12 protein-coding genes are annotated in these 13,014 nt (G+C 44.8%); all 12 read right to left on the reverse strand.

Annotation, left to right across the window (positions count from 1 at the left end):
• Positions 1-150: 150 nt before the first annotated feature.
• Complete coding sequence (gene uvrA / locus ACI39P_RS06050; RefSeq protein WP_439719776.1) at positions 151-2,985, reverse strand: excinuclease ABC subunit UvrA; 2,835 nt, start codon at positions 2,983-2,985, stop codon at positions 151-153.
• Between the two features lie 162 nt (positions 2,986-3,147).
• Complete coding sequence (gene uvrB / locus ACI39P_RS06055) at positions 3,148-5,127, reverse strand: excinuclease ABC subunit UvrB (RefSeq protein ID WP_439719777.1); 1,980 nt, start codon at positions 5,125-5,127, stop codon at positions 3,148-3,150.
• Positions 5,128-6,148: 1,021 nt separating this feature from the next.
• Complete coding sequence (locus ACI39P_RS06060) at positions 6,149-6,517, reverse strand: hypothetical protein (RefSeq protein WP_439719778.1); 369 nt, start codon at positions 6,515-6,517, stop codon at positions 6,149-6,151.
• Between the two features lie 100 nt (positions 6,518-6,617).
• Positions 6,618-7,679, reverse strand: coding sequence for a zinc-binding dehydrogenase (locus ACI39P_RS06065; RefSeq protein WP_439719779.1), 1,062 nt, complete (start codon positions 7,677-7,679; stop codon positions 6,618-6,620).
• A gap of 195 nt (positions 7,680-7,874) precedes the next feature.
• The gene (locus ACI39P_RS06070; RefSeq protein WP_439719780.1) at positions 7,875-8,369 is read right to left on the reverse strand and encodes a hypothetical protein; all 495 of its coding nucleotides are present in this window, start codon (positions 8,367-8,369) and stop codon (positions 7,875-7,877) included.
• A 129-nt stretch (positions 8,370-8,498) separates the two neighbouring features.
• A complete protein-coding gene (locus ACI39P_RS06075) occupies positions 8,499-8,774 on the reverse strand; it encodes a hypothetical protein (RefSeq protein WP_439719781.1) in 276 nt (91 codons plus the stop codon).
• Positions 8,775-8,871: 97 nt separating this feature from the next.
• The gene (locus tag ACI39P_RS06080) at positions 8,872-9,417 is read right to left on the reverse strand and encodes a hypothetical protein (protein WP_439719782.1); all 546 of its coding nucleotides are present in this window, start codon (positions 9,415-9,417) and stop codon (positions 8,872-8,874) included.
• On the reverse strand, positions 9,414-10,508 hold the full coding sequence (locus ACI39P_RS06085; protein WP_439719783.1) for an ATP-binding protein: 1,095 nt from the start codon (positions 10,506-10,508) through the stop codon (positions 9,414-9,416). Before ACI39P_RS06085 ends, ACI39P_RS06080 begins: the two co-directional genes overlap by 4 nt.
• Positions 10,505-11,176 carry a response regulator gene (locus tag ACI39P_RS06090; RefSeq protein WP_439719784.1) on the reverse strand — a complete coding sequence of 224 codons (672 nt, stop codon included), beginning with the start codon at positions 11,174-11,176 and terminating at the stop codon, positions 10,505-10,507. Before ACI39P_RS06090 ends, ACI39P_RS06085 begins: the two co-directional genes overlap by 4 nt.
• Positions 11,151-11,834 carry a hypothetical protein gene (locus tag ACI39P_RS06095; protein ID WP_439719785.1) on the reverse strand — a complete coding sequence of 228 codons (684 nt, stop codon included), beginning with the start codon at positions 11,832-11,834 and terminating at the stop codon, positions 11,151-11,153. Before ACI39P_RS06095 ends, ACI39P_RS06090 begins: the two co-directional genes overlap by 26 nt.
• 168 nt (positions 11,835-12,002) lie before the next feature.
• Positions 12,003-12,701, reverse strand: coding sequence for a ribonuclease III (gene rnc / locus ACI39P_RS06100; RefSeq protein ID WP_439719786.1), 699 nt, complete (start codon positions 12,699-12,701; stop codon positions 12,003-12,005).
• Positions 12,698-12,946: a phosphopantetheine-binding protein gene (locus tag ACI39P_RS06105; protein WP_439719787.1), complete on the reverse strand. Its 249-nt coding sequence runs from the start codon at positions 12,944-12,946 to the stop codon at positions 12,698-12,700. The genes rnc and ACI39P_RS06105 overlap by 4 nt, the downstream gene beginning before the upstream one ends.
• Positions 12,947-13,014: the final 68 nt, after the last annotated feature.

The following is a 13,014-nucleotide window of genomic DNA, read 5'->3' on the forward strand; positions in this document are numbered from 1 at the left end:
GTACTTACTATTACTATGGTACTTATTTTTTTGTCAATTGTCAATAAAAACCTGTCCTTCCTTATCAAACATGCTGTCTTTTGCTCATGAAAAAAACGCTGTATTTGTCGAAATGCACAGCATTTTCCATTGACACAGCGTTTTTTGTTTTTACTTTCTTTTGAGGATATCTTTCAGATATCTTCCTGTATAGGATGCAGGCACTGCACAGATCTCTTCCGGGGTTCCGGCTGCCACCAGTGTACCGCCGCCGTCACCGCCTTCCGGGCCAAGGTCGATAATATAATCTGCCGTTTTAATGACATCCAGATTATGCTCGATGACAACCACCGTATTGCCGCCCTCTGCCAATCTCTGCAAAATATGCACCAGCTTATGGACATCCGCCGTATGCAGGCCTGTGGTCGGTTCGTCCAGGATATACATGGTGCAGCCTGTGCTCTTGCGGCTCAATTCCGTAGCCAGCTTCACCCGCTGGGCTTCCCCGCCGGAAAGCGTTGTAGAAGATTGCCCCAGCTGTACATAGGAAAGCCCCACATCATACAGTGTCTGCAATTTAGATTTGATTCTGGGAATATTTTCAAAGAAAACCAACGCTTCCTCCACTGTCATATCCAATACATCGGAGATGGTCTTTCCCTTGTATTTTACCTCCAATGTTTCCCGATTATACCGCTTGCCATGGCAAACTTCGCAGGGTACGTAAATATCCGGCAAAAAGTGCATTTCTATTTTCACAATACCGTCACCGGCACAGGCTTCGCATCTGCCGCCCTTTACATTAAAGCTGAATCTGCCCTTCTGATACCCTCTGACCTTGGCTTCCGTGGTCTGGGCAAATACATCACGAATCATATCAAACAAGCCCGTGTAAGTAGCAGGATTACTTCTGGGGGTGCGTCCGATGGGAGACTGATCAATATTGATGACCTTATCCAGCTTTTCCAGCCCCAGCATATCCACATGCTTGCCAGGTCTCGTTTTTGCTCTGTTCAAATCTCTGGCCAGTCTCTTATATAATATTTCATTGATGAGCGAGCTCTTCCCAGAACCGCTGACCCCTGTTACACAGGTAAACAGCCCTAAAGGAATTTCCACATCAATATTTTTCAGATTATTTTCCGCCGCTCCCTGAATGACCAGTTTATTTTCCGGTACAAAAGGTCTGCGTTCCTTCGGCACTTCGATTTTTTTTCGTCCGCTCAGGTATGCCCCTGTTACGGAACGTTCGCAGGCCATAATTTCTTCCACACTGCCGGCTGCCACGATCTCACCGCCGTCCCGTCCGGCGCCAGGCCCAATATCTACTACATAATCCGCCGCCAGCATGGTATCCTCATCATGCTCCACCACGATGAGGGAATTGCCAATATCCCGCAGGTGCTTTAAGGTGGCCAACAGCTTGTCATTATCCCTCTGATGCAGGCCAATGCTGGGTTCGTCCAAAATATATACAACCCCCACCAGACCGGAACCGATCTGCGTAGCCAGACGGATACGCTGGGCTTCCCCGCCGGAAAGTGTTCCCGCCGTTCTGGAAAGCGTCAGATATTCCAGCCCCACATCCATTAAAAATCCCACTCTGGCATGAATTTCTTTCAAAATGCGTTCGCCGATCATATTTTCCCGTTCTGTCAGCTGCAGATTCCGGAAAAATTCCTGCATTTTACCAATGGATAACTCCGTTACTTCGGAAATATTTTTCCCGCCAATGGTAATTGCCAGGATTTCCGGGCGCAACCTTCTGCCATGGCAATCAGGGCATTCGATATTCGTCATCAATTCTTCAAATTCCCCCCGCATGGTTTCGGAAGTCTCCTGATATCTGCGCTGCAGGGTATTGATGATCCCCTCAAAGGCATATTCATAAAACCCTGTACCCCGGTAGTTGCTGTATGTGATTTTCAGCTTTTCGCCGCCGGTACCATAAAAAATGATATCCTTAATCTCTCTGGGCAGTTCCTTGAACGGTGTATCCAGAGAAAAGTTGTATTTTTCTGCCAGAGCATCAAAAAGCACACGGCTCATACTGCCCTTGGCATTGATGGAATTATAGCCTGTCGCAGCAATGGCCCCTTGCAGAATACTCAGATTTTCATTGGGCACAATCAGATGTTCATCAAATTTCATCTGCATGCCCAACCCTGTGCAAGTGGGGCAGGCACCGCTGGGGTTATTGAAGGAAAACATTCTAGGTTCGATTTCCATCAGGTCTACGCCGCAATCCGGGCAAGAAAAGCTCTGGCTGAACACCAGTTCATCCTCCCCCTGATTTACATCTACAATCAGCAGGCCACCGCTCAAGGCAGACGCCGTTTCGATGGATTCTGTCAGGCGCATCTGCATCCCTTCCTTTACCATCAATCGGTCTACTACAATCTCAATGTTATGTTTTTTATTTTTTTCCAGTTCGATTTTTTCGGATAATTCATACATCAAACCATCCACCCGAACCCGCACATAGCCGCTCTTTTTGGCATCCTCCAAAAGCTTCACATGCTCCCCTTTCCGCCCCCTGACCACAGGCGCCAAAAGCTGCAGCTTTGTCCGCTCCGGCAGCTCCATAATGCGATCAACGATTTGATCGATGGTCTGTTTCTTGATTTCCTTGCCGCATTTGGGGCAATGGGGAATGCCGATTCTGGCATATAACAGACGCAGATAATCATAAATTTCCGTCACTGTCCCCACGGTAGAACGGGGGTTATGGCTAGTGGTTTTCTGATCGATGGAAATGGCAGGGGAAAGCCCTTCGATCAGGTCAACATCAGGCTTTTCCATCTGCCCTAAAAACTGTCTGGCATAAGAGGAGAGAGATTCCACATATCTTCTCTGCCCCTCCGCATATATGGTATCAAAGGCAAGGGAGCTTTTGCCGCTGCCGCTGACCCCCGTAAAGACCACCAGCTGATCTCGGGGGATGGTCAGGTCCACATTCTGCAGATTATGCTCTCTGGCCCCTTTGATTACAATTTTATCCTTCATAACTCCTCCTTAAAACCTTGAGGGCGTTGCCCTCAAACTCCCAGCAGGGGATCATCCCCTGCACCTGATTTGTCATTGCACAGTTTGTGCAATGACGGAGTAAAAGTTTTTGCCTTACTTTTTTCAAAAAGCAAGCAGGGTTTGGGACAGCGTCCCAAGGTCTTATATCATTTTCTTTAACTCCAGTATCTTATCCCGCAGCTCTGCCGCCCGCTCAAATTGCAGTTCCATAGCAGCCTGTTTCATCTCTTTATCCATCTTTTTGATAAGCTTGTTCAATTCTTCCACACTCATGGATTCAGGGTCTTTTTCCAAGCCGAATTTTTGTTTTTCTGTTGCCGCTTTGGTAATCTGGATCACATCGTGCACCTTTTTCTGAATCGTCTGAGGAACGATGCCATGTTCTTCGTTATATGCCTGCTGAATGGAACGACGGCGGTTGGTTTCGGTAATGGCCCGATCCATGCTTTCCGTCATTACATCGGCATACATAATCACACGTCCATTGGCATTTCGCGCCGCACGGCCTACTGTCTGAATCAGGGAGGTTTCAGAGCGCAGGAACCCTTCCTTATCCGCATCCAAAATAGCCACCAGACTGACCTCCGGAATATCCAGACCTTCCCGCAGCAAGTTGATGCCTACCAGCACATCAAACACATCCATACGCAAGTCGCGGATGATCTCTAATCGTTCCAAAGTATCGATATCAGAATGGAGATAACGCACCCGTACCCCTGCTTCCCGCAGATAATCTGTCAGGCGTTCCGCCATTTTCTTCGTCAGTGTCGTCACAAGAACTTTATCCCCTGCCTCTGTGGTCTTTCGCACCTCGGAAAGCAAATCATCAATCTGCCCATGGATAGGACGCACAGAAATTTCAGGATCCAGCAGCCCGGTCGGTCGGATGATCTGTTCCGCCGTCTGTTCAGAGTGCTCTTTTTCATACACAGAGGGCGTTGCCGAAACGAACAAAAGCTGATGAATCTTACTCTCAAATTCACTGAATTTCAACGGTCTGTTATCCAATGCGGAGGGCAAACGGAAACCATATTCCACCAATGTGGTCTTTCTGGAACGGTCTCCTTCATACATCCCGCGAATCTGCGGAATAGAAACATGGGATTCATCGGCAATGATCAGAAAATCATCGGGAAAGAAATCAATCAGGGTAAAAGGCGTACTGCCCGCTTCCCGCAAAGAAAGATGGCGGGAATAGTTTTCAATGCCCGTGCAAAAGCCCATTTCCTTCAGCATTTCCACATCGTAATTGGTACGCTGTTCCAAACGCTGGGCTTCCAGCAGCTTGTCCTCCCGCTTCAGTTCCGCCAGGCGCACTTCCAATTCGTCCTCAATGCGCTGGATGGCAATTTTCATTTTATCGGGAGCTGTCACATAATGGGATGCCGGGAAAATAGAGATATGATTTCGTGTTCCGATGATCTCCCCTGTCAATACATCAATTTCCGTAATCCTGTCAATTTCATCACCAAAAAATTCCACACGGACTGCATGCTCCGAAGAGCCGATGGGAAAAATCTCCACCACATCCCCCCGCACGCGGAAGGTACCACGCTCAAAATTCGTATCATTCCGATCATACTGCATTTCTATGAGGGCACGCAGCACCTCATCTCTATCCTTTTCCATCCCCGGGCGCAGGGAAAGCATCATTCCATAGTATTCCTCCGGGTCGCCCAAACCATAGATGCAGGAAACGCTGGCAACAACGATAACATCTTCCCGTTCCACCAGTGCCGCCGTGGCAGAGTGGCGCAGCTTATCGATTTCATCGTTGACCGAGGAATCCTTTTCAATATAGGTGTCCGTACTGGGTACGTAAGCCTCGGGCTGATAATAATCATAGTAAGATACAAAATATTCCACCGCATTCTCCGGGAATATCTCTTTTAACTCGTTGTAAAGCTGTGCTGCAAGGGTTTTATTGTGGGCTATGACCAATGTTGGTTTCTGGATTTTCTCAATAACATTCGCCATGGTGAAGGTTTTACCGGAACCCGTTACCCCCAGCAAAGTCTGGAATTTCAAGCCTTTTTGGAACCCATCGGCAATCTTTTCGATTGCCTGTGGCTGGTCACCTGTCGGTTTATATTTAGATACTACTTTGAATGGTTTATCCATAAAACACCTCCCAGTGACCACCCCTAAAAAGCTGTTGATTGGGCAAAAATTGCCGTTTTTTCGCTATGCACATATTCAGCGAACCTTCTTTTTCCCTTCGGTTCGAATTTGGGTCACTTGAACAAGAATTGAAGACTATTTGACACTATATCACACACGGATTATGATAATGGAATTAAGTCTCTCAGAATTATAACATAGAAAAAAAATAATGTATAGCGAACATGCAAAATTTCCAAACATTTGTTCTATTTGAAGTCATCCGGCCAGATCTATTTTTTCAAAATCAATGTCATCTTCTTTCTATCGTTTTCTGTCTTTTCTATTAGTGAGCTGTTGTATCTGTATCGATATGACTGTGATCTGGCAAAAGAGAGTTGATATTGTTAAATGTCATTTTTCCTCCCCTTTCTTATACAAATCAGCAGATACTATTCCTTGCCGTATTTGTACAGCCGGAAAGTACAAATATTACTGCTGCTGAAACAACCCATATCAAAGACATTGCCATTTCCATCCCACCTTCCAAACTTATCCTATAATAAAAATTACAAAAAAATAGAAACTTCTGCAGAAGTCTCTATTCGTTTCTCAGTATATCCCTATCGGTATATCTAAAATTCATTATTCTATTTGATTTTCTTTACTGCTTCCAAAAATCGTTTCTGTTGGATGCAAGGAATGGAGCAGTCCAAAGGGAATCGTATAATCCCATTCAACGGGCAGTATTTTTCAAAGAGGATGGGCATGCTGCCAAATTTCAACAACCATTAAAATATCATCGCTGTTTTCACATTGGTTAAAAATATCTACATCATAGAAGTCTATATCCACAACTGAGGATGATTTTTCTATCCTGCACGCTGGCGGAGATTAAGCATTGTATCATCGAAGATCCCCGCCGCCCCATCAATATCCTGACCAAGCTTCTTCATAATTTCTCTGCTTCATTACAGCAGGAGGAGATAGAAGCAACTTTTCCTCCTAACTGCACTCTTTTTCTCCTTTCCAAATCACAATTTTATCTCAAACCCTTGCAGAGAGGGATCAGCAGTAACAAAATAACGATACCAATCAGACCAATGATAATCCCCAGCACCATCTTACCAAACACCATCGACAGGCACATGCCAACGCCCAACAGCAGCGCGCCTATCACCCCAACCAGTATAGAAAATATCGTTTTTCCGCTGATTCTGATGGGTGCTTTTCCTTCCATCTTTCGCCATACGCCAATTGTAATCAACAAAACTACGATACCGATCGCACCGGCAATGATGCCTTCCTGGAACATATTCCATTCAGGAAGCATACACATACACATACCCAGTGCAAAAAACACAATCCCTATCGTGCCTAAAATCAATGCTGCAAAGTTACTTTTCTTCATTTTTTAAACCTCCATTTATTTGCTTTTTCCTATCAACTGCAGACAGGATACTTCAGAAATGTTTCTCAAATGTTTTCGTTTTGTTTGAAAAGTGTTAAAATTATTCCATATCTAAAATAACCTTGATCGTTTCCAATTGGGAAGAGGCCAGCTGAAATGCATCTTTCGCATCCTCCAAAGGAATACAATGAGATACCATATAAAGGGCATTGGTCTTGCCTGCTGCCAAAAATTCAATCACTTCTTTGACATCTTCTGCTTCATATCCCCTGGAGCCAAGAATTGCACATTGGGTACTCATTACTTCATGGAAGCGCACAGGGAAAGCCGTTCTATGTACCGCCACGCTGCAGAAACGGGAATACTGCTTTGCATGCAGTAAGAATTCATCAATAAATGCTGTCATACCTGCGCAGTCGAATACTACATCCACATCCAGAACTGCATGTTCTGTTACATCCACATCTTCCTCCCCAAACTGCACACGGTGGTTTCTGTTCTTCATCACACCAAAATAAGCTTCCAATTCATCTTTTAATCTTTCCAGATTGTTGCTCTGGCTCAGGATCGGATGTGCTCCCATCTTTCTGGCACATTTCAGACGGTATTCGTCCTTGTCGATGATAGCGATCGTTTTATTCCCCTGGGCACGAAGGGCTGCGACTACGCCAAGGCCAATGGGCCCCGCGCCACAAACCAGCACCTTTTCGTGGGGTTTCACCATAGCCCTGTTTTTTGCATGCGTACTAACGCTAAGGGGTTCGATAAGCACCGCCTCCTCATAAGAAAGATTTTCAGGCAAAGGATAGAGATTCACGCCAACCTCTGCATGATTCACCTTCGTATATTGAGAAAAAGCCCCCGCCATATTCGCTTCATAGGGACTCAACATTGCCTTGATGGGTTCCACGAATACCCGGTCTCCTTCTTCCACACCTTTTACCTTCTCTCCTTTTTTCCAGACATAGCCTACCATTTCATGGCCAAATTCCCTGCCGGAAAAAATATTCATATTTTCACCGCCATGCAGATACGCCGTCATATCAGAACCACAGATGCCTGCCCGCATGTTGCGTACAATAACATCATCGGGCCCACATAAGGGAATTTCTCTTTCTTCTACTCTTACATCCTTTACACCATGATAAATCAACGCTTTCATCTTCATTCCTCCTAAAATTTTATATATTCATCAAAAATCTTTTCTTATTTTCTTTCCGATAATCCCCAATGCCACTATGATTGCCGCAACAACCACAACAATAACTTTTCTCACTTTTCCCACCTCCTTTGATAGCTCGATCATAGGCTTTCTTTGTTTTTGTTTTGCTTCTGTTTTGTTTCAAAATTGTAAAAATCAAACCAAATTTTGAATCGCCGCAATACACTGGGGATGTCCCTGTAAAAGACTGATAAAATGATTCGGCAGAAAAACCTGAGGTTTTCTCTGCAATTTCACCGCACCGGAATCCTCCAGCAATTCCGCCACAAACTGAGAACAGAAATATCTGTTTTTCCAATGAAACGGCAGATGCATCACACAACACAATACACCAAATCTGGTATAACGATACCGCTCCTGATTTTCCTGAAAAGAAAGAAGCTTATTTTCCATTTTCGCATACGCCTCTTCCGAAATCTGCACCTGAAAGCAAAAGCTGCGGCGCACGCCCCTATGGCGATGTTTTTCGATGGTCTCCACAGCAAAACCTTTGTAATTGAAGCTATAGTATTCCTTTGGTTCCTCTCCCAAGGCAATAGAAGCATGGGTATATTCCCGCCCGGCGATATAATAGACCAAGTTGGAAACCCAATCTGAATATTTCGTAAGTAAAATGCTGACCTGCTTCATTGATGTCCTCCATTCCTTTAGAATGGATTTATCTTACAAAACTTTTATTTCCGAAATACTTGCGTTTTGTTTCTGAAATATGAAAAAGCATTCTCTTCTTTGTTTTGAAATAGAAAAAGACCGCCCTTTTTATGACGGTCTTTCTGTTTCTTCTTCCTCTTCTTTTTCCAGAAAGGTATCCACAAAAGCATCTTCCACCTTCCGATATGCGCCTGTCACGCCATCTTCGATCGTTTTATATGCCTTTACTGCTTTTTCCGCTGTCTTGCCTGTTTTCAGGCGAAGGCCAAATTGGCTGTTCTCATCCTCCTCCAGAAAGGTATCTACAAATTTCTGTTCTGTCTTTTTATATGTATCTACGACCTTCTGCCCAAGTTTTCCTGTTTTGAAACGATATCCTGCCATGATTGATATACTCCTTTCAAATGTTCCAATACTGTTTTTCTGCTCAGAGTATAGCTTGGCAATATTTCATCTTTGTTTCACTTTTGTTTCTGAAACATTAAAACAAAAGCCGCTTTCCTTTTTCACAGATAGCATGCAGCTCATCATATTTTTCTTCAATGAGTACAGCCACCTTCTCCGCCTGATGATGCAGCACCTTCTTATAAACAAAATAAGCCGCCGCCCAACCGATAAAACCGGGGATCGCCAGAATTATGGACAAAACCACCATAGGTGCTTCTGCCGTTATGGCAAAAACAGAGCCTGCCATGAACGCTGTACCGATCAGCCCTACCACCAGCGACCATATAGTCGCTGCGGAAAATTTGGAGCGTTCCAGATATTCAATCTCCGAAACACATCCATCGAAATTTCGCTGCAAACGGGTCAATTCTGTTTTATTACAGATCTTTCGGTTCCGCCGAAACCGCAGGGATATCTCCCCACCGCGCCGAACACCCCCATACTGCGCTCCATTTGGGTCCTCCTCCCAGCCAAAGCAGGGGTAACAATCCAGATACAACGATACCAGAGAAGCCGGCACAATCTTATCTTTATATTCATAACCGATATAATCCGTGCTGCTTTGTTTCCATTCTGTCATATATTCTGTTCCTTTCCTTCCTGTTCCATCCCCTTGGGAAGGCGCACTGTAAAGATACTGCCTTCTCCTTCTATGCTGCTTACGGTGATAGTACCACTGCTCATCTGCAGAATGCGCAGCACCAGTGCCAACCCCAGCCCATTTCCTTCTGTGGAATGGGAAGTATCCCCTTGGTAAAACTTATCGAAAATATGTTTCAGAACAGCCGAAGACATCCCGCATCCTGTATCCTTCACTTCTACAACAACTGCATCTTCCACAGAAAATTGCCGGAGAGAAACCATTCCCCCTGCCTGCGTAAATTTGAAAGCATTAGAAAGAAGATTGTTCCAGACCACTTCCATCAGTTCTTTGTCTGCTTCAATCACTGCGGATTCTTCCATCTCCACCTCGATTTCAATATTTTTCTGTTCCCAGATGCTTTCAAAGCCAAGAATACTCTCTTCCAACTGGCGGCACAGGTCATAGGAAGATGGCTTCAGTAAAATCTTCTGGCTTTCCAGTTTGTTCAGCTTCAGAATATTATAAATCAGAGAAGCCAGTCTGTTGGTTCCCCCTGTGATGGCCTCTACATATTCCTTTTGCTTTTCTGTCAGCTCTGTGGTTTCCAAAAGCTGCGCATAGTTCTGTATCACCGCCAGGGGCGTTTTCAATTCATGAGAAACATTTGCCGCAAAGTCATTTTTCAAAGTTTCGATGGAACCCAATTCTTCCACCATCAAATTAAAATCCCGAAACATAACATCCAGATAATCCAGTTTATCTGCAGCATGCCTGGGCGGGATATAAACAGAGAAATCTCCTGCCGCTACCTGTGCCGTGGCCTCCGCCATCATCTTCATAGGCATTTCATAGGTTCGCTTCATGCGAATGCTCGTATAAATGGTAAGCCCCATAGCGATCACCGCCCAATAAACCATTGGAATGATGACCTGCATGATTTCGTTCCTCTCCAGCTTATGCATCAGTACGATCAACCCTGTATGAATACCAGACATTAACAATAACACAATAAAAAACACAATGAATAGAGAAGCCGGAAAAATAGACTGCTTCACATTTTCCCTCTGGCTCCGCGTCAATTCTTTCATACCAGCACCGCCTTATAGCCCAGCCCCCGTACTGTCTTGATCTGTACCTCGGAGCAGACAGAAAATTTATCCCTCAGCTTTGTAATATATACATCAACCGCCCGCAGGCTGGTTTCTGTTTCGATTCCCCAAAATTCATCCAACAGTTGAGAACGGGAAAAGGTGCGGTTGGGATAAGAAAGCAGTTTGAACATAATGTTGAATTCTCTTGTTGTCACAGGAATCTCCTGTCCATCCATAGTAGCTGTCATGGCATCCGCATCCAGAACCAGGCCGCCGACGCTCACCTTGCGGCTGGCTTCGATATTGGCCCGGCGCAAAAGTGCCCGCACCCGCATCAGCAGTTCGCTCAGGTCGATGGGCTTTACCATATAATCATCAATCCCGATATCAAACCCTTTCTGCTTGGCAGGCAGATCATCCCTAGCGCTGACAAACAGCATCGGGATGGCTTTATTCAGTTCACGAATCGTCTGGGCAAAAGCAAAACCATCCGTTCCCGGCATCATAATATCGGAAATAATCAAATCGTACAGATTGTTATACATCTCATCATAGGCACCTTCTGCAGAAAGCACCCCTTTGGCTGCATAGCCACTGTTATTCAGATAAGAGCAAACGCTCTGGGTCAGTTTTTCATCATCATCTACTACCAAAATATGTATCATCCTCTGCTCCTCCTTCTTTCTCAATCTTATTGATACGCCAGATTAGATAGATGCCCAGCATCGCTGCTGCCAAGCCCATCAAAGTGCCTAAAAATCCATTCACTGCCGGATATTGCAGATCATCCGCAAAAGACAGAATTGCTGACTGGGTCAGCACCAGTGAGATCAAAGATGTCCCCAGTCCAATGGTTTTCAGGGTATGCAGCAGCGGAGTATGGCTTTTGCGATATTTCAAAACACCATAAATATTGATGCCGATTTCCGTAAAGGTGATGGTAGCAATGGTCAGTGCCAGTATTTTGTCAAAAGCCGTTTCCTTTGGATGAAAGACAATCCAGAGGGAATACGCAATATAAAGCAGACTGGAAAAGAGCATCACATATCCAGACCGACGGCAATAAGCATACTGATCCTTCTTTCCATCGGCATGGACGGTTCCCATTAAGGCACAATATCTTGCTGCCGCCATTCCCAAGGTATAAAACCCATTGATGCAGATAAAAAAAGATAAAGATGTGATGCCAGACAAAATTTTCCCCAGACCCAGCAGGATACTTGCCGCTCCTGCAGCACCTGAGATATGTAAAGAACGTCTGTCTTTTCGTTCGTATCTTTCCCGTATTTTTTGATTTCCATATGCAAAACGTTTTCGAATCATGTTTTTTGCTCCTTTGTTTCCATAGGATAGCATTCATTTGTTTCTGTTTTGTTAAAATCCCTTTGTATTTTTCATTTTAATTTTTTTCAGAAAAATAAAATAACCTCAAGTCTGGTTTGACTTGAGGCCAAATTTATTTTTTTACAACACCCTCGAGCATATCCCGCCTTATGTACGGTTCATATGCTCCAATGCGTTATTTGCGGCGTTCTGTTCCGCTTCTTTTTTGCTTCTTCCGCTGCCCTTGCCCAGCACACGGCCATCATGGGTCACCTCTGCCACAAATACCTTATTGTGATCGGGGCCCTGCTCATCCACAATGGCATATTGCAGTGGCACTTTACTCACCTTTTGGATCACTTCCTGCAGATGGGTCTTACAATCCAGATTGCGGAAGTTGCTCTTTGTATTTTCAATCTGATCCACCATGAAGCCCATGATATATTTTGTCACCGCTTCCATACCGCCGTCAATGCATATGGCACCAATGATGGATTCAAAAGCATCCGCCAGAATGGAATCACGGTTTCTGCCGCCGGTGCTTTCTTCTCCCTTGCCCAGCAGCAGGCAGCGGCCAATCCCCAGCTTTCTGGAAAGCTCTGCAAGGGAACCTTCGCACACCACTGCCGCCCGCAGCTTTGTCAATTCCCCCTCGGGCATCTTGGGGAAATGGCGATACATATATTCACTAACCACCATATCCAGCACAGCATCCCCCAAAAATTCCAGCCGTTCATTATTTTCATGGCTGCCTTTTTTGGTTTCATTGGCGTAAGAACTATGCGTCAGTGCCAGAACAAGCAAATTTTTATCTGAAAAAGTATATGCAATTTTCCGTTCAAATTCTTCCAGATTCAAATGGTTCATAATGATTCTTCTTCCTTAGCCGCAACCAATTCCGCAATGTAATCCAATATATCGCCTACCAGTTTGATGTTTTCTGCTCTATCATTATCGAATTCAATTTCGAATTTTTCTTCCAATGCTACAATGATCTGGAACAATTCCAGAGAATCCGCATTCAGATCTGCAAATGCTGTTTCTGCAGACAGGCTTTCTACGGGCACCCCAACCTGTTCTGCAATTACTTTCAGTACTAAAGATTCATCCATATTCATTACCTCCAATGTTTCGCTTTTGTTTTTCCTTTCCTACTATACTCTATTTCCCCGTTTTTGTC

The organism is Anaerotignum sp. (assembly GCF_051877975.1).
Classification (GTDB): domain Bacteria; phylum Bacillota; class Clostridia; order Lachnospirales; family Anaerotignaceae; genus Anaerotignum_A.